Genomic DNA, 17483 nt, shown 5'->3' with positions numbered 1-17483 from the left:
GGTCAGACCGCGTAGCGCGCGGCCGGCTTGTTGTGGGAAATGTTCGGGCCAAGCGAAAGGCGTGTAGCCTCCAGGTTTTCCCAATCCTGTCGATCCGGAAGCGACGGAATGGTGACGAGTTCACCCTGATCGAGCCCAGCAAGTGCTGCGTCCACGAGATCAGCCACGTCCATGACACGGTTGGGATCGAGCGACTCGACAGAGCCGCCTGCCCGGTCGAATATTTCGGTGCGCGTCAGCCCCGGCAACACTGCCTGCAAGCGAACGCCCGTGCCGTTAAGCTCCTGGGCTAACGACTGCGTGAAGGCAAGCACGAAGGCCTTGGTCCCGCTATAAGCGCCGTTGAAGACTTCCGGAACAATGGCGACGGCCGAGGCGATGTTGATGATCGTGCCCTCGCCGCGCGCAGTAAAGGCCTGCGCGGCGGCGACCGCGAGACGATTTGCGGCAGTCACGTTGAGCGCGATCATCGTATCGAGATAATCGATGTCATCGGCCAGGAGCGCGCCCTTCGGGCCTATGCCGGCATTGTTGACCACGATCGTTATCGCCCGATCTTCCCGAATACGCCGTTCGACGGCACGCAGATCGTCCGGCGCGGAAAGATCGGCACGCAATACATCGACGGCTACGCCGTGTTTCGCCTTCAGCGTTTCAGCGAGCGCCGAAAGCCGCGCACCATCGCGGGCAACGAGCACGAGATCATGGCCGCGGCGCGCGAGACGGTCGGCATAGGTAGCGCCGATACCAGCAGAAGCGCCGGTCACGAGCGCTGTTCCAGGAGTGGTCGTTAAGGTCATGATAGGTCTCCAGATTGAAATTAGTGGTATATGCCATTAAATTGGGAGGACCAATTTGACTTGCAAGTGTCCGTCGCGATTTTTATCGAGAAGAGCGAGGTGAAAAATGAGCGATATCGAAGGCGTCTGGCGACATTGCACGAACAGCGCGATCCGCAGGGCAGCGCGCCAGCTCGGCCAGCTCTACGACGATGTGATTGCACCCAGCGGCCTCAAGGGCACGCAATTCTCCCTGCTGTCGCAGATCGCGCTGGCCGGCAAAGCCGGTACGCCCTTGAAACCCCTGGCGGAAGGTCTGGTGATGGACCTTTCGGCGCTCGGTCATACGCTGAAGCCACTGGAGCGCGACAGGCTTTTGGAGCTTTTTCCCGACGAGAATGACCGGCGCGTCAAGCGCGTCCGGCTGACCGCGCCGGGTATCGCGAAACAGGCGGAAGCGCTTGCGCTATGGCACGACGCGCAAGCGCGCTTCGACAACCTGTTCGGCGCCGAGCGCTCGTCCGAGATCCGCGACCTGCTCGACGTCGTCTCGTCACCCGATTTCGCAAAAGCCTTCCGCTCGAAACCCTAGACGCGGATGACATAATCCTTGCGAGTCGTTTCAACGACTTCCCAGGTTCCCTTGAAGCCGGGTCTCAGGATCAGGCGGTCGCCGGCTTTCAGATGGGTCGTTTCGCCGTTTTCAGAGACGACGATCGAGTGTCCCTCGAGGATGTGAAAATATTCCCATTCGTCGTACTGGATGCGCCACTTGCCCGGCGTCGATTGCCAGATGCCGGCATAGATGCCGCCGTCTGCTTCCTCGATGTTCCAGGTGGTGAAGACCGGGTCGCCCGCGATCAGCCGGTCGGCGGCCGGGCGGCCCTCTTCGGGGGTGACGCCAGTCGTGTCGAAGGATTTTGCCGCGCTCATGTGCTTCTATCCGTTTACTGACGTGAAACGGGCGGCCCGAGGGCCGCCCATAGGGAAATTTCCGAAATCAGGCCTTGGCCAAGGCCTGTTCGATATCGGCAATGATGTCGGCGGCGTCCTCGATGCCAATCGACAGGCGAACGACGTCGGGACCGGCACCGGCGGCCACCTGCTGCTCTTCCGAGAGCTGGCGGTGCGTGGTGGAGGCCGGGTGGATGACCAGCGAGCGCGTGTCGCCGATATTGGCGAGGTGCGACAGCATTTCCAGCCCTTCGACGAAGCGCTTGCCCGCCTCGTAGCCGCCCTTCAGGCCGAAGGTGAAGACGGCGCCCGCGCCCTTCGGCGAATAGCGCTGCTGCAGCGCGTGGTTGGCATGGTCCTCGAGGCCGGAATAGTTGACCCAGGCGATCTTGTCGTTGGACTTCAGCCACTTGGCCACCGCAAGCGCGTTGTCGGAGTGGCGCTGCATCCGAAGCGGCAGCGTCTCGATGCCGTTGAGGATCTGGAACGCGTTGAACGGCGAGATGGCGGGACCGAAGTCGCGCAGGCCAAGCACGCGGCAGGCGATCGCGAAGGCGAAATTGCCGAAAGTGGCATGCAGAACCATGCCGGCATATTCCGGGCGCGGCTCGGAGAGGGCCGGATACTTGCCCGATGCCGTCCAGTCGAAGGTGCCGCCGTCGACGATGACGCCGCCCATGGAATTGCCGTGGCCGCCCATGAACTTGGTCAACGAATGCACGACGATATCGGCGCCATGTTCCAGCGGGCGCACGAGATAGGGCGTGGCCATGGTGTTGTCGACGATGAGCGGCAGGCCGTGGCGATGGGCCACTTCGGCAATGCCGGCGATATCGACGAAGGTGCCGCCGGGATTGGCCAGGCTCTCGATGAAGATCGCCTTGGTCTTGTCGTCGATCTGGCTTTCGAAGCTTGCGAGATCGGCGGTATCGGCCCAGCGCACGTGCCAGTCGAAGCTCTTGAAGGCATTGCCGAACTGGTTGACCGAACCGCCGTAAAGCTGGCGCGCCGCAATGAAATTGTCGCCCGGACGCATGATCGTATGGAAGACGAGGAGCTGGGCGGCATGGCCCGAGGCGACGGCGAGTGCGGCCGTACCGCCTTCAAGGGCAGCGACGCGCTCTTCGAGCACCGCCTGCGTCGGGTTCATGATGCGGGTATAGATATTGCCGAAGGCCTGCAGGCCGAAGAGCGAGGCGGCGTGATCGGTGTCGTTGAAGACGAAGCTGGTCGTCTGGTAGATCGGCGTCGTGCGCGCACCGGTCGTCGGGTCCGGCTGGGCGCCGGCGTGAATGGCGAGCGTGGAAAATCCTGGCTTGTTCTTCGTCATGAAATGACCCTCCCTGGCTAAAGTCGGGGCACTATTTCAGAGAGCTAAGGGCCGGTCAAAGAAAGATTTTCCGCAAAAGCGCCGGTGCGACAAAGCGCTTTGCGAAACCGGAAATCCTCAGGCGACGAGGCGCGGATATTCGATGGCCGGGCAGCGGTCCATCACCACCTTGATGCCGGCAGCTTCCGCCTTTGCCGCGGCCGCGTCGTGACGCACGGAAAGCTGGCCCCAGATCGTCTTCGGCAGCGGAGAAAGCGCCAGAATCTCGTCCACGAGATCCGGCAGCGCATCCGCCGCGCGAAACACATCGACCATGTCGATCGGCTCCACGATATCGGCAAGGCGCGCGACGACCGGCTGACCGAGAATTTCCTTACCGGCCTGGCCGGGATTGACGGGAATGACTCGATAGCCCTTGCGCAGCAGGAAAGCCATGACCCGATGGCTCGGGCGCTCCGGGTTGGGCGACGCACCGACCAGCGCAATCACCTTCGTCGAGCGTAGAATGTCGGCGATATAATAGTCCGGATAGGAATCGTGGTTCATGGCGCTGTCCCGTTTCTCCGGGGAGAATTGGGGTAACGTTGCGTGATGTCAATATTTGACAGTCGTCAGGACGCCTTGAGCATCAGCACCGGATATTCCGTCACCGGGCAGCGATCCATGACAACCTGGATGCCTGCTGCCTCAGCGCGGGCCGCCGCGGCGTCGTCGCGAACGGAGAACTGCCCCCAGAGCACTCTCGGCATCGGCTTCATCGCCAGAACCTCGTCGACGACGCTATCAAACTGGTTCGCGGCCCGGAAAATATCGACCATATCGATGGCTTCGGGAAGGTCCGCGAGATGCGCGTAGACAGTCTGCCCAAGAATGGTCTTGCCGGCATGGCCGGGATTGACCGGAATAACGCGATATCCCTTGCCGAGCAGGAAACCCATCACGCCATGGCTCGGCCTGCTGTCATTCGGCGAGGCGCCAAGCACAGCAATGGTGTGAACGGATGACAGGATGTTGCGGATGTAGCTGTCGGGATAGCGATCGTGGTTCATCTCAGCCTCCTCCGGGCGTTTGAGACCGTCTCTCACTTCTCTTTTGCAACTTCATTCTAACGCAGAACCTTAAACAAGACGATCGCGCGTTTGCCCGCTTCCGGCCGCCGATTGTGCCAAATCGGATCATTCCCGGCGTGTTTGCCGCCTGCCAGCACGATTTTCGCAAAAAATGCCGATTGCCAATCAGCGTTTTTGGGCAGATGAAGACATCACTCCCCGTCCCGCCCGCCTGCCCCTCCGAGGTCCCAGATTGCCGTTAGACGTTCTCTTTCTCGTGCTGTTCGGCGCGGCCCTGCATGCGACGTGGAATGCCATCGTCAAGGCCGGCACGGACAAGTCGCTGGATGCGGCGATGGTCGCGCTCGGCGCCGGCGCCGTCGGCCTGGTCTTCCTGCCCTTCGTGCCGCTGCCGAAGCCGGAGGCGTGGCCGTTCATCTTCGTCTCGGCATTCCTGCAATTCGCCTATTTCCAGCTGGTGGCGGGCGCCTACCGGGCCGGCGATATCGGGCTCGTCTATCCGCTGATGCGCGGCACCGCGCCCCTCCTCGTCGCCATGACGAGCGGAGTGGTGCTCGGCGAACACCTGACCACGACGGCGATGATCGGCGTGCTCGTCATCTCGGCGGGTGTGCTGACGCTCGCCTTCGAATCGCGCCACGGCGGCCGTCACGCCATCCTGCTGGCGCTGGCAAACGCCATCGTCATCGCTACCTATACCTTTGTGGACGGTGCGGGCGCGCGCGCCTCCGGCAATGCCGTCTCCTACACGCTCTGGATGGCGCTCCTGCCGCCCGTGCTGCTGTTCGCCTGGGCGATCTACCGCCGCGGCATCACCACCGTCTGGACCCATGTTCGCCGCAACTGGGCGCGCGGCCTCTTCGGCGGCGCCGGCTCCATCGCATCCTATGGCCTCGCGCTCTGGGCGATGACCAAGGCCCCGGTCGCCACCGTCGCGGCGCTGCGCGAAACCGCCATTCTCTTCGCACTGCTGATCTCGGTGTTCATCCTCAAGGAGACGGCGAGCATCTGGCGCTATGTGGCGGGGGCGGTGATTGCCTGCGGCGTGCTGGTGCTCAAGCTGGCCTGAACTATTTGCGATCCCACTCCGGCATGCGCTTGTTCAAAAACGCGCCAATGCCTTCCTTGGCATCATCCGCCATCATGTTCTCCACCATCGTCGCGACCGCGACGTCATAGGCCTCCGCCACCGACAGGCCCGCCTGGGCGCGGATGGCGGCTTTACCGATGCGCAGCGCCTGCGGGGATTTCGCGGCGATGACGGCGGCGTATTTGTCGACGACCTGGCGCAGATATTGCTGCGGCACGATGCGGTTGATGAGGCCGAAATCCTTCGCTGTGGAGGCGTCGATGGTTTCGCCGGTCAGGAGCATCTCCATCGCCTGCTTGGGGTGCGCGGCCCTGATAACGGCGACCATCGGAGTCGAGCAGAACAGACCGATATTGACGCCCGGCGTGCAGAAGGTCGAGGTATCAGTGCAGATCGCCAGATCGCAGCTGGCGACAAGCTGGCAGCCGGCGGCGGTGGCGAGACCGTCGATCTCGGCGACGACAGGCTGCGGAAGCGCGGCGATCTTCAGCATGATATCCGCCGCCATGCGCATGGTCCTTTCGAAGAAGGCGCGGCCGCCATCGGCATCCGCTCGGTGCGCGGTCATCTCCTTGAGGTCATGGCCGGCGGAAAAGACCTTGCCGGTGGAAGCCAGCACGACGATGCGGATCGCATCATCCTTCGCAGCGGCATCCAATGCCTCGCCGAGCGCCTCCATCGTGGCGATGGAAAGCGCGTTTGCCGGTGGATTGTTCAACGTTATCCGCAGGATCGGTTCGGCTCTTTCCACTCGCACCAGAGCGCCCGATCCGTCTTTCCGGAATTCCACCACGTCAGCCATATCTGCCTCCATCTTTGCGTCACCCGCGGTCCTACGCCGCGCGCGAGATCGTTTCAAGAACACACCGAGATGAGGGGCATAGACTTTCAGAGGGCTTGCGGCAGCGGGAAAATCGGTCTGTAAACGGCGCAATGGAGAGACATGCAATGGACCTGACGCCGATCATGAGCCCGGAAGCGCTGAACCGCTTCCTCGAAGCCGACTTTCCGCAGCTTCATACGGATGGCAAGGTGTTCGAGGTGATGACGGTCGGTCCCGGCACAATCACCATGCGGCTTGAGCCCAATGAGCGGCACCTGCGCCCCGGCGGCACGATTTCCGGCCCTACCCTCTTTGCGCTGGCCGATGTCGGCGCATGGTGTGCGGTGCTCGCGCATATCGGCCCGGTGGCGCTCGCTGTTACCACCAATCTCAACATCAATTTCCTGCGCAAGCCCGAGCCCGGCCCCCTCTCGTGCACCTGCCGGATCCTCAAGCTCGGCAAACGGCTGGCCGTCGTGGAAGCCTCCATTTTTGGTGCAGACGAGGCAGATCTGGTTGCGCATGCGACCGCGACCTATTCGATTCCGCCGCAATAATTTGCGGTATTGAAATACCTCAAAGGCAAGCTATTGTTTTTGCTTGATTATTCTTGACGTCGTCGGAATGACATCCCTTGACGCTCCGCCATGTCTCACTTATACACCGCCCCAGATCGCGCTCCCCACGGGGCGCGTTCGATTTTTGGCACCTGCAAGGGGTCAAACCAAGCAACAAGAAGCGCCCAAGCCCACAAGGCTTCGGGACCCTAAAGAAAGAGCTACTCCCATGGGTACTTTCGTACAGAAGCCCGCCGAGGTAGAGAAGCAGTGGATCCTCATCGACGCCGAAGGCCTCGTTGTCGGTCGTCTCGCTACCCTCATCGCAAACCGCCTGCGCGGCAAGCACAAGGCCACCTTCACGCCCCACGTCGATGACGGTGACAACATCATCGTGATCAACGCCGACAAGGTCGTGTTCACCGGCAAGAAGTACTCCGACAAGAAGTACTACTGGCACACCGGTTACCCGGGCGGCATCAAGGAGCGTACGGCTCGCCAGATCATCGAAGGCCGCTTCCCGGAGCGCGTTCTCGAGAAGGCAGTCGAGCGCATGGTTCCGCGCGGCCCGCTCGGCCGTCGCCAGATGAAGAACCTGCGCGTTTACGCCGGCTCGAACCACCCGCATGAAGCCCAGCAGCCCGTCGCTCTCGACGTCGCCAAGCTGAACAGCAAGAACACAAGGAGCGCCTGATATGGCCGACCTCTCCTCGCTCAAGGACCTCGGCGTCGCCGCTGCAGCTCCGGCCGCTTCCGCCCCGGTTCACGTCAAGAAGGTTGACGCCCAGGGCCGTTCCTACGCCACCGGCAAGCGCAAGGACGCTGTCGCCCGCGTGTGGGTCAAGCCGGGCTCCGGCAAGATCACCATCAACGGCAAGTCGTACGAAGCCTACTTCGCACGCCCGGTCCTGCAGATGATCCTGCAGCAGCCGATCGTCGCAGCTGCCCGTGACGGCCAGTTCGACATCGACGCGACCGTTGCCGGCGGCGGCCTGTCCGGCCAGGCCGGTGCCGTTCGTCACGGCATCTCCAAGGCACTGACCTACTTCGAGCCGGGCCTGCGCTCGGTCCTGAAGAAGGGCGGCTTCCTGACGCGCGACTCGCGTGTCGTCGAACGCAAGAAGTACGGCAAGGCCAAGGCCCGTCGTTCGTTCCAGTTCTCCAAGCGTTAATCGCTCGGACATTTGGTTCAGGAAAGGCCGGGGTTCGCCCCGGCCTTTTTTGTTTTGGGCGCGCAAAAATCCCTTGCCTTGCGCAAGCCGATTGGCGAACGTCCCGCCACATTTTTGTTTGCGCATTTTTTGCTGGAAATGCTCTGGAGGGACTTTCATGGCCAACAAGACGATCGACCACGCCATCACCGGCAAGACGCTGAAGAGCGCGGCCTCTGACCCGACCCATGCGGGCATCCTGTCCTTCATGCGCCGGCGTTACACCAAGGTGCTGAAGGATGTCGATGCGGTCGTCTGGGGCATTCCATTCGATGCCGCCACCTCCAACCGCCCCGGCACGCGTTTCGGGCCGCAGGCGATCCGCCGCGCCTCCGCCATCATGGACAACGATCCGCAATATCCCTTCGAGCGCGACCTGTTCGAGGACATGGCCGTCATCGACTACGGCGACTGCCTGCTCGACTACGGCAACCATTCGAAGACGCCCGGCACGATCGAGCGCGAGGCGAAGAAGATCTTGAAATCCGGCGCCTATATGCTGACGCTCGGCGGCGACCATTTCATCACGCTGCCGCTCTTGCGCGCCCATGCGGAAAAATACGGCCCCCTCTCCCTCGTGCAGTTCGACGCGCATCAGGACACCTGGGCCGACGAGAAGGGTCGCATCGACCACGGCTCCTTCGTCGGCACGGCCGTGCGCGAAGGCCTGATCGATCCCGAGACGTCGATCCAGATCGGTATCCGCACCCACGCGCCCGAGGATTGCGGTATCCGCATTCTCTACGGTTATGACGTGGAGGAGATGAATGCCGGCCAACTCGCCGATGCGATCATCCACCATGTCGGCGACAAGCCGACCTATCTCACCTTCGATATCGATTGCCTCGACCCGGCCTTTGCGCCCGGCACCGGCACGCCGGTCTCCGGCGGCCCGACGAGCGCGCGCATCCTCTCGGTGCTGCGCAAGCTCGGCGCGCTCAACATCGTCGGTTCGGATGTCGTCGAAGTCGCGCCGGCCTACGACCATGCCGACATCACCGCCATCGCCGCCTCCAATATCGCCATGTATATGCTCGGCCTGCATGCCGAAGCGCTGGCGGAGCGACGCTGAAACACGGCGTTGAATACGACAGGGCAAGGGGCTATATCCGCCGCGAAGGCAAAAACAGGATTGGACGAGAGATGAAACCGAAGATCTTCATCGATGGCGAACACGGCACGACGGGTCTGCAGATCCGTACCCGCATGGCCGGCCGCGACGATGTGGAACTCTTGTCCATTCCGGAAGCCGAGCGCCGCAATGCGCAGCTGCGCGAAGACCTCTTGAACAGCGCCGACGTCGCCATCCTCTGCCTGCCGGACGATGCGGCGAAGGAAGCCGTCGCGATGGTCTCGGGCAACAATTCCGTTCGCATCATCGACACCTCGACGGCGCACCGCGTCCACCCGGACTGGGCCTATGGCTTTGCCGAGATGGACAAGGCGCAGCCGAAGAAGATCGCGGATGCGCGCTATGTCGCCAATCCCGGCTGCTACCCGACGGGCGCCATCGGCCTTATTCGGCCGCTGCGCCTCGCCGGCCTGCTTCCGCAGGATTATCCGGTCACGGTCAACGCAGTCTCCGGCTATACCGGCGGCGGCAAGCAGATGATCGCGCAGATGGAGGATGAAAATCATCCCGAGCATATCGATGCGCCGCACTTCCTCTACGGCCTGACGCTCAAGCACAAGCACGTGCCGGAAATGCAGGTGCACGGCCTTCTCGACCGCGCGCCGATTTTCTCGCCCTCCGTCGGAAAATTCCCGCAGGGCATGATCGTGCAGGTGCCGCTCTATCTCGCCGATCTCAACGACCACGCCTCGCTCGGCTCGATTCATGCTGCACTGGCCGACCATTATGCCGGTCAGGAGATCGTCGAGGTCGTCGATCTCAAGGAAAGTGCCAACCTCGCCCGCGTCAATGCCGTGGAGCTGGCCGATACGGACCGCATGAAGCTCTATGTCTTCGGCACCGCAGGCAGCCCGCATGTCAATCTCGTCGCCCTGCTCGACAATCTCGGCAAGGGTGCTTCGGGTGCGGCTGTGCAGAACATGGATTTGATGCTGAAGGGATGAGCTTTAACGCTCTCTCCTTCCCGGCAGAATGGCGGATCGAAAGCGCCAGCCAGAACGCCGATACGGTGGTGGGAACCGTATATGCGGTGACGCTTGCCGATGGCACTCACGCCATCGTCAAACGGCTCAAGCCGAAAGCGCTGGACGACAGCCTGCGCGGTGCGGATTTTCTGACCTGGCGCGACGGCATCGGCTGCGTGCAATTGCTCGCTCGCTCAGGCGACATGCTGCTGATGGAGCATGCCGGCAAGACGACCTTGCGGGACCACCTGGAAGCCCACGGAGACGAAGATGCCACACGCATCGCTGCCGAGGTGCTGCGGGAGTATCACCGTCCGTCCGACACGCCACCGCCCGCAAGCCTGCAACCGCTAGAGCGGTATTTTTCAAGCCTGTTCAGCAAAGCCGAACGCGACCGTAGAGCAGGCATTCCAGGTCCATATTCAGAGGCGGCTGAATTCGCCGAGATGCTGCTTGCGGATCAGCGGGACATCAAGCCGCTGCATGGCGACCTGCATCACGAAAACATCGTCCACGGCCTACGCGGCTGGCTGATCATCGACCCCGCCGGATTGATCGGCGATGCGGCGCTCGATGTCGCCAACATGTTCTCAAACCCGCTCGACCGCTTCGACCTTACCCGCAGCGAGGAGCGGATCGCCGCAATGGCGGAGATTTTTGCCGAAACGCTCGGGCGCGACGTCCGCACCCTCCTGCGCTACGGTTTCGCCTATGGCTGCCTATCTGCCGCCTGGCATGACGAGGATGACAACGCGGAGGAACGCGACAACGAACTCGCCGTTGCCGCCGCCATCCGGAATGTCCTCAAACAGGCCTGATCTTCAGTCCCGCGGATATTCGCCGTAAAAACCGCGCCAATGCGCCACCGCAAAGCCGAGCACGACAAGCGCCCCGCCCTGATGCGCCAGCGCCCAGCCGAGCGGCACCTGCCAGACCAGCGTCAGGATGCCGATCGTCGCCTGGAGACAGACGAGGCCGAACAGCACTAGGGCGCGGCGCGTGTGCGTCGTTTCAGGTGCGGCGCGCAGCGACGAGATCAGGTGGATCACGACGAGCGTGAACAGCACATAGGCGCCGAGGCGGTGCACGAACTGCACGGTCTTCGGGTTCTCGAAGAGGTTGATCCACCAGGGCTGTTGGAGGAAGAGCCCGCCAGGCACGACGCTGCCGTCCATCAACGGCCAGGTATTGTAGGAAAGACCGGCATCGAGGCCGGCGACCAATGCGCCGAGATAGATCTGGAAGATTGCCATGCAGGCGATGATGCCGGCCATGCGGCGGGAACTGCGCGTGGGGGCCGCGTCGTCGCTATGCGGCGAGAGCGCCCGCATCAGCCACATGGTCCAGGCGAAGATCAGACAGGCGATCGTGAGATGCGTGGCGAGCCGGTACTGGCTGACGGAGACCCGCTCCGCAAGGCCGGACGACACCATCCACCAACCGATAAAACCCTGGAAGCCGCCGAGCGCCAAAAGGCCGACGAGCGGCCAGCGCAGCTTCTTTTCGATGCGGCCGGTCAGGAGGAAGAAGGCGAGCGGCACGGCGAAGACGAAGCCGATGGAGCGCGCGATCAGGCGATGCGCCCATTCCCACCAGAAGATCGTCTTGAATTCATCGACCGTCATGCCCTTGTTGATCTGCTCATATTGCGGAATGCGCTTGTAGAGGTCGAACTCCTCCTCCCACTCCTGAGCGGTGATCGGCGGGATGACACCGTGAATCGGCTTCCATTCCGTGATCGACAGGCCGGATTCGGTCAGACGCGTCGCGCCGCCGACGAGCACCAGCACGAAGAGCGTGAACAGCACGAAGCCCAGCCACCGGCGCACCTGGCGGCGGTTGCGGTCCGTCCTGTCCGTGCCGTCGTTGCTGCGGTATGCGGTCGCGGTGGTCGCGCTCATCGTCTCTGCTCCTTTCCCGAAACGGCGTTTTCGGCTGTTTCAGGCCTATGGTCCCGGCAGTCATGCCTGCAAAACCGCGTTTTGCGCTTTTACAGGTCTTGCTCCGGCGTTGATTTGCCTGACCGGGCCGTGCAAAACAAGGCCCGAAGCTTTGCGGCATGCCGTCGCGCCCCTGCGGGGCTTGGCAATGCCATCCCTGAGATCGAAAGACCGACTATGCCCCCTCGCCTGCGAAAACTGATCGGAACGGTGCTGATCATCATCCTCGTGCTGTTCTATGCACTTGTCGCCACCACCGTCGCCTCCGCCACGCTCGGCGCGTCGCCCTGGTATATCCACCTTCTCTATTTCACGGTGACGGGCCTGCTTTGGATCCTGCCCGCCATGCTGATCATCAAGTGGATGGAAAAGCCGGTGAAGCCGCGCGAGGATTGAAGGCAATGCGTATTGCAGTGATTGCGGACATCCATGGTAATGATCTCGCACTGGAAGCCGTGCTGGCGGATATCGATCGCCGGGGCATCCGCAAGATCGTCAATCTAGGCGATCACCTGAGTGGCGCCCTCAACGCCGGCCGCACCGCCGACATCCTGCTGTCGCGCGCCGATATCGCCTGCATCGCCGGCAACCACGACCGCTGGCTCCTCGAAAAACAGCCCGACACCATGGGAAGCTGGGACCGCAGGGCGCACGCGCAGCTCGCCCCGCGCCACCTGAATTGGCTGAGCCAGCTGCCCCCGACCCATCTCGTTGCAGACAGCGTCTTTCTGTGCCACGGCACACCAGAGACCGACACCACCTATTGGCTCGATGAACCCTCTGGCGAAGGCGTGATGCAGCTTTCCGCGATCGAGCGGATCGAGGCGCTGGCCGGCAGCATCGCCCCCCCTGTCCTTCTCTGCGGCCATACCCACATCGCGCGCGCCGTGCGCTTGCGCGACGGCCGTCTGGTCGTCAATCCTGGTAGCGTCGGTTCGCCAGCCTATGATGACGACGAACCGGTGCCGCACAAGGTCGAAACAGGTACGCCCCATGCGCGTTATGCCGTGATCGAGCGCCACGGCGATCGCTGGGACGCCACGTTTCATCTCGTGGACTACGATCACATGGCCATGGCCCGCTTGGCGGAAAACCGCGGCGAGCTTGCCTGGGCGAGTGCGCTTGCCACCGGCTGGCTGCGCTGATGGTCTGGCGTCGACCGACCACCACGAACGTTCGGCTTTTCGGATTTTCGTTATGAGATTGCTAACCGCGCCGGCCAAATTCCCCGGGCATGTGCCGCGGGAGCACTGGATTTAAACCTTTTGCGCAAGCCTAGTAGCTATTGTGTTTGATGTGGCAATACAGCCGCGCAGGTGCACAAAGGCGACACCATGGGAGCGATGCAACTCAATTTCCAGATCATGCCGTCCGAGCGCGAGCTTGCGGCCCGGTATTTGGGAAGCGTTGCCGATGAGGGGCGCACGCCTTCCGTCGTTCCCCTTTCGCTGCGCCTGCACGACCGCATGGAGCCGCTGGAAGCCCAGTGGCGCGCGCTGGAGGCCGATAACAACCTGTCGCTCCACCAGAGCTACGACTGGTGCCATGCCTGGGCCGAGACCCATGCCTGCAAGCTCCTGATCGTCGAAGGTTTTGTCGGCGGCAAGACGCATCTGATCCTCCCTCTCGAAATCAAGCGTCACGGCCCGGTGCGCACCGCGCGTTTCCTCGGCACGGCGTTCAGCAACATCAATACCGGCCTCTATACCGAGGAATTCCGCTTCCTTGCCGCTCCGCCGCGCCTGCGTCAGGCGCTGGAGCAGGCGCGCAGTCAGTTTTCGCGTTATGTCGATCTCTTCATGCTGGAAAAGGTGCCACTCGGCTGGCGCGGTGAGACGAATTCCTTCGCTGACCTGCCCGCAACACTGAACCAGAACGCCGCCTTCCAGCTCGAACTCTTCGAAGATTTCGAGCGTACGCTGGCGCAGGTCAATGCCAAGCGCCGCCGCAAGAAATTCCGCACGTCCGAACGCCGGCTGGAATTACTCGGCGGTTACGAGCATGTCGTGGCGGAGAATGCCGGGGATTGCCGCGCGCTGCTCGAGGTCTTCTTCCGCCAGAAGGCGGCCCGCTTCGACACGATGGGCCTGCCGGATGTCTTTCGCAACGTGGAGACGCGCAACTTCTTCCGAACGCTGGTCGCGGTGCCCGCCGTTGATGGCAATTATCCGCTCCAGCTTCACGCCGTGCGCCTCAAGGGTGAGAACGACGGCCGGATCGTCGCGATTGCCGGCCTGTCGCGCAAGGGCGATCATGTGATCTGCCAGTTCGGCTCGATCGACGATACGATCGCCGCCGAGGCCAGCCCCGGCGAATTCCTGTTCTATCTGGCGATTCGCAAACTTTGCGGCGAAGGCGTGCGCCTGTTCGATTTCGGCATCGGCGACCAGCCCTACAAGCGCTCCTGGTGCACGATCGAGACAGCGCAGCACGATCTGCTCTGGCCGACCACTGTCGCAGGCACCGCCATCGCTGCCGTGCACCGGGCAAAAGCCGGCGCCAAGCGCATCATCAAGCAGAACCCGCAGGTCTATGCCTTCCTGCAACGCCTCCGCTCCGGCAAGACGGAATTCATCCGCACGGAAGAAGCAGACTAAGCCGCGGCCCTGTGGCCGGGATAGCGCGGCGGTTCGCCCTCTTCGCCGGTCATCAGCACGATCTCGGTATAACCGGCCTCGCCGAAGGCACCGATCAGATCGACGATCGCATCTTCGTCCGCATCCGGGATTGAAAGGATGATATCCGTCTCCCGGCCGCGCGTCAGGCGACGCACGCCCTCGACTTCCGCCGGGCCGCATTCCACGATCACGGTATCATAGGCATCCGACAGCGAATCGATCACCATCGACAGGCGGTCGATTCCGCGCATGGCGCGCTTGATGTTGGCATTGCCGCGCGGAATGATATGCGCGTCCGACAGGCGGTCCCCGTGAATGATCTCGCTGAAGGCCGCGTCGCCGACCAGAAGGTCGGTAATGCCGGGCACGTGGGTCGACTGTGCCATCAGGCGCGTCGGACAGGCCGAGCCGGTGAGGTCGATGATCAGGGTCTTGCGGTGTTCTTCCGCAATGCGGCGGGCCAGCATGACGGTTGCCGTCGAGCCGCTGTCACCGGAAGGCGAGACGGAGATCGCCACAGAAATGTTGTTGTCGATCATGTGGCGCGCGACCGCGGCTACCGAGAAATCGCTTTCCTCTTCGAAGGCATCGACCAGCGAGGAACGCGGGCTTTCGTCCTCTTCTTCCTCGTCTTCTTCCGGCTCGATGCCGGACAGGAGAGATTTTGCAGGCGCGTGGATGTCCTTGACGGCGCCGGGATCGATGCGGCTGACCGGCACCTTGCGGACGGCGGGCTCGACCACGACAACCGCCGCAGCAGGTTCCGCCTCGATCCCCTCTTCTTCCTCGCGTCGACGTATCGATGCCGCGGCAACACCGCCGACAGGCTTCAGGGCGCGGCCGCTGAACAGCTCGGCAAGCAGGATGACGATGGCACTCAGCGCAAAGCCTGCCACACCACCGACGATGGTGATCGGAATGATCTTCGGGAAATCAACTTCGGTCGGTTCGACGGCGGCGGAAATGACGCGGGCATCGGCCGGGGTCGAATTACTGTCTGTGCGCGAGGTCGCCTCGCGGTAGCGCGCGAGATAGGTTTCGAGAAGCTGGCGCTGCGCCGTCGCTTCCCGCTCCAGCGCCTTCAGGCCCACCTCGTCCTCTCCGGCGCGCGCCGTATCGGCCTTCACGGTGTTGAGTTGCTGCGTGAGTTGGCTTTCACGCAGCCGCGCCGTCTTTGCCTCGTTTTCGAGGCTGGAGAGAATCTTCTGCGTTTCCGACTTGATCTGCATACGGATGCCGACAAGCTGCGAGCGCAGGCCCTTCAGGCGTGGATGCCCTTCGAGCAGCGAGGTCGAGAGGTCGGAAATCTGACCCTGGATCTGCGCCTCGTTTTCCTTCAGGCGCTGGATCATCTGCGAGCCCACGACTTCACTTAGCGTATCCGGCGCACCGCCATTCTTCAGGACAGAGCGCACGCTTTCGGCCCGCGCCTCCGCCGTGGCGCGCTCGCCGCGCACCCGAGTCAGTTCTGTGGAAATATCATTCAGCTGACGCACCGCGAAGGTGGAATTTTCCCCCGTCGGCAGGAGATCGGATTGCGAGCGGTATTCGGCGACCTTCTGCTCGGCCTCGCGCACCTTCTCGCGCAGGTTGGCAATCTCAGGCTCCAGCCAGCGCGTCGCCTCGGAATTGGTATCGAGCTTGGCGCCGCTCTGCAGCGAGAGATAGACCTTGGCCATCTGGTTGGGAATGGCGGCGGCGAGTGCCGGGTCCCTCGACGTGAACTCGATGGCGATGACGCGCGACTTCTCCACCTGATAGACGGTGAGCTTGTCGTTGAACTCCTTCAGCACGCGCTCTTCCGGCGCCAAGTCGAGCGGGTTCTTCTTCACGCCCAGCAGCACCAGCAGATCGGAAATCGCCGACGGCTTGGCGGCCGCGTCGAATTCCTCCTGCTCATGAAGCTTCATATTGCGCGCGACCTGCTTGATAAGGTCGGCGGACTTGAGAAGCTGCACCTGGCTGGCGATACCCAGCTCGTCGAAGGCCGGCTGTTCGCGGCCCTGCGCGCGGTCCGATCCCGTCGTGAAGGCCGGCTCGCGCGTTTCGATGAGAAGGCGGGACTCGCTTTTGTATTTCGGCGTGATGAGATTGGCGCCGACAAAGGCTACGCCGGCACAGGCCACCGTTGCCAGCAGCACGCGCATGCGGTTGCGCCAGATCGCGCCGAACAGACCGCCAAGGTCGATATCGACATCCTGCTGGCTCTCGTGAACGCCTGACATATCTCAACTCCAAACACGACGATTTGCCCGCAAGGTAAACAAACATGGTAACGCAAGAGTTAATTACCGTCGGTTGTCGTTCGGGGCCCCCGCCCCTCTTTCGCGAAAAATCGTCTTGTTCACCGCTGTTCCTGCCCGGTCCTTTACCAGCCATTAACCCTAACGGAAGGATAACGGACGTCAGAGTTCTGATTTCCGGATTGGGAAAGCGAATGACGTTCGCAACGATCAACAAGGGTATGCTGCTTGTGCTGGCGCTGATTGTGCCGGCCGTATCCGGCTGCAGCGGGTATCGCCCTGCCCCCAAGGCCTTTCACGAGGCGACCATCCAGCCCTACCGTCTCGACAGCGGCGACCGGCTGCGTATCACCGTGTTCGAGCAGGCCGGCCTCAGCAACACCTATTCGATCGACCAGGCGGGCTATGTCGCCTTCCCGCTCGTTGGCGCAGTGCCGGCGCGCGGCAAGACGCTCCAGGAGCTAGAAGGCATCATCGCCGGGAAACTGCGCCAGGGGTATCTGCGTGATCCCGACGTCTCCATCGAGATCGACCGCTACCGCTCCATCTATATCATGGGCGAAGTGGGTCAGGCCGGGCAGTACAGCTATGTCGCTGGCATGACGATCCAGAACGCCATCGCGGTCGCCGGCGGCTTCTCGCCGCGCGCCAATCAGGGCGACGTGGACGTGACCCGCAAGATCAACGGCAAAATCATCACCGGCCGCGTTTCCATCTCCGATCCGATCCTGGCCGGCGACACCATCTACGTGCGCGAACGGCTGTTCTGAG

Annotated in this window: 20 protein-coding genes; 12 read left to right on the top strand and 8 right to left on the bottom strand. The window is 62.6% G+C overall.

Annotated elements, in window-relative coordinates:
• Nucleotides 1-2: 2 nt before the first annotated feature.
• Entirely contained in the window at nt 3-800 is a 798-nt protein-coding gene (locus tag D0Y60_RS10800; protein WP_117369623.1) for an SDR family oxidoreductase, read from the bottom strand.
• Between the two features lie 106 nt (nt 801-906).
• On the opposite strand from D0Y60_RS10800, the gene D0Y60_RS10795 reads away from it, so the two are divergent.
• A complete protein-coding gene (locus D0Y60_RS10795; RefSeq protein WP_117369620.1) occupies nt 907-1371 on the top strand; it encodes a MarR family winged helix-turn-helix transcriptional regulator in 465 nt (154 codons plus the stop codon).
• On the opposite strand, the gene D0Y60_RS10790 is transcribed toward D0Y60_RS10795, so the two are convergent.
• From D0Y60_RS10790 to D0Y60_RS10775, 4 genes are all read right to left on the bottom strand, one after another.
• Nucleotides 1368-1712, bottom strand: coding sequence for a cupin domain-containing protein (locus tag D0Y60_RS10790; RefSeq protein ID WP_117369618.1), 345 nt, complete (start codon nt 1710-1712; stop codon nt 1368-1370). The genes D0Y60_RS10795 and D0Y60_RS10790 overlap by 4 nt on opposite strands.
• A gap of 67 nt (nt 1713-1779) precedes the next feature.
• Complete coding sequence (locus D0Y60_RS10785; protein WP_117369616.1) at nt 1780-3063, bottom strand: O-acetylhomoserine aminocarboxypropyltransferase; 1284 nt, start codon at nt 3061-3063, stop codon at nt 1780-1782.
• A gap of 117 nt (nt 3064-3180) precedes the next feature.
• On the bottom strand, nt 3181-3609 hold the full coding sequence (locus D0Y60_RS10780; RefSeq protein ID WP_117369614.1) for a CoA-binding protein: 429 nt from the start codon (nt 3607-3609) through the stop codon (nt 3181-3183).
• Nucleotides 3610-3674: 65 nt separating this feature from the next.
• Nucleotides 3675-4112 (bottom strand): CoA-binding protein, encoded by a 438-nt coding sequence (locus D0Y60_RS10775; protein WP_117369611.1) that lies wholly within the window; start codon nt 4110-4112, stop codon nt 3675-3677.
• 253 nt (nt 4113-4365) lie between these two features.
• Here D0Y60_RS10775 and D0Y60_RS10770 point away from each other — a divergent pair, with 253 nt between their 5' ends.
• Nucleotides 4366-5202 carry an EamA family transporter gene (locus D0Y60_RS10770; protein WP_245409144.1) on the top strand — a complete coding sequence of 279 codons (837 nt, stop codon included), beginning with the start codon at nt 4366-4368 and terminating at the stop codon, nt 5200-5202.
• Nucleotide 5203: 1 nt separating this feature from the next.
• Here the strand turns inward: D0Y60_RS10770 and D0Y60_RS10765 are convergent, their stop codons facing one another.
• A complete protein-coding gene (locus D0Y60_RS10765; RefSeq protein ID WP_117369607.1) occupies nt 5204-6025 on the bottom strand; it encodes an enoyl-CoA hydratase in 822 nt (273 codons plus the stop codon).
• Between the two features lie 146 nt (nt 6026-6171).
• Here D0Y60_RS10765 and D0Y60_RS10760 point away from each other — a divergent pair, with 146 nt between their 5' ends.
• The 6 genes from D0Y60_RS10760 (at nt 6172) to D0Y60_RS10735 (ending at nt 10729) form a co-directional block, all read left to right on the top strand.
• The gene (locus D0Y60_RS10760; protein ID WP_117369605.1) at nt 6172-6603 is read left to right on the top strand and encodes a PaaI family thioesterase; all 432 of its coding nucleotides are present in this window, start codon (nt 6172-6174) and stop codon (nt 6601-6603) included.
• 229 nt (nt 6604-6832) lie between these two features.
• On the top strand, nt 6833-7297 hold the full coding sequence (gene rplM, locus D0Y60_RS10755) for a 50S ribosomal protein L13 (protein WP_117369603.1): 465 nt from the start codon (nt 6833-6835) through the stop codon (nt 7295-7297).
• 1 nt (nt 7298) lies between these two features.
• Nucleotides 7299-7775: a 30S ribosomal protein S9 gene (rpsI, locus tag D0Y60_RS10750; RefSeq protein WP_117369601.1), complete on the top strand. Its 477-nt coding sequence runs from the start codon at nt 7299-7301 to the stop codon at nt 7773-7775.
• 157 nt (nt 7776-7932) lie between these two features.
• On the top strand, nt 7933-8886 hold the full coding sequence (gene speB / locus D0Y60_RS10745; protein WP_117369599.1) for an agmatinase: 954 nt from the start codon (nt 7933-7935) through the stop codon (nt 8884-8886).
• Nucleotides 8887-8957: 71 nt separating this feature from the next.
• Nucleotides 8958-9890, top strand: a complete 933-nt coding sequence (gene argC / locus D0Y60_RS10740) for an N-acetyl-gamma-glutamyl-phosphate reductase (RefSeq protein WP_117369597.1) — start codon at nt 8958-8960, stop codon at nt 9888-9890.
• Nucleotides 9887-10729 carry an aminoglycoside phosphotransferase family protein gene (locus D0Y60_RS10735; RefSeq protein ID WP_117369595.1) on the top strand — a complete coding sequence of 281 codons (843 nt, stop codon included), beginning with the start codon at nt 9887-9889 and terminating at the stop codon, nt 10727-10729. Before argC ends, D0Y60_RS10735 begins: the two co-directional genes overlap by 4 nt.
• 3 nt (nt 10730-10732) lie before the next feature.
• Here D0Y60_RS10735 and D0Y60_RS10730 read toward each other — a convergent pair whose 3' ends face one another.
• Complete coding sequence (locus D0Y60_RS10730) at nt 10733-11812, bottom strand: COX15/CtaA family protein (protein WP_117369593.1); 1080 nt, start codon at nt 11810-11812, stop codon at nt 10733-10735.
• 216 nt (nt 11813-12028) lie between these two features.
• Between D0Y60_RS10730 and D0Y60_RS10725 the strand changes: the two genes are divergently transcribed.
• The 3 genes from D0Y60_RS10725 to D0Y60_RS10715 all read left to right on the top strand — a co-directional run bounded on the left by D0Y60_RS10725 (nt 12029) and on the right by D0Y60_RS10715 (nt 14448).
• Nucleotides 12029-12247, top strand: coding sequence for a DUF2842 domain-containing protein (locus D0Y60_RS10725; protein ID WP_117369591.1), 219 nt, complete (start codon nt 12029-12031; stop codon nt 12245-12247).
• 5 nt (nt 12248-12252) lie between these two features.
• Entirely contained in the window at nt 12253-12996 is a 744-nt protein-coding gene (locus tag D0Y60_RS10720; protein WP_117369589.1) for a metallophosphoesterase family protein, read from the top strand.
• A gap of 189 nt (nt 12997-13185) precedes the next feature.
• Nucleotides 13186-14448 (top strand): GNAT family N-acetyltransferase, encoded by a 1263-nt coding sequence (locus D0Y60_RS10715; protein ID WP_245409143.1) that lies wholly within the window; start codon nt 13186-13188, stop codon nt 14446-14448.
• Here D0Y60_RS10715 and D0Y60_RS10710 read toward each other — a convergent pair.
• Entirely contained in the window at nt 14445-16694 is a 2250-nt protein-coding gene (locus D0Y60_RS10710) for an exopolysaccharide transport family protein (RefSeq protein ID WP_117369587.1), read from the bottom strand. The genes D0Y60_RS10715 and D0Y60_RS10710 overlap by 4 nt on opposite strands.
• 239 nt (nt 16695-16933) lie before the next feature.
• On the opposite strand from D0Y60_RS10710, the gene D0Y60_RS10705 reads away from it, so the two are divergent.
• Complete coding sequence (locus D0Y60_RS10705) at nt 16934-17482, top strand: polysaccharide biosynthesis/export family protein (RefSeq protein ID WP_245409152.1); 549 nt, start codon at nt 16934-16936, stop codon at nt 17480-17482.
• Nucleotide 17483: the final 1 nt, after the last annotated feature.

The organism is Shinella sp. WSJ-2 (assembly GCF_003432075.1).
Classification (GTDB): domain Bacteria; phylum Pseudomonadota; class Alphaproteobacteria; order Rhizobiales; family Rhizobiaceae; genus Shinella.
Note: the sequence above shows the minus strand (reverse complement) of the source record. Positions and strands in the feature narration are given on the sequence as shown.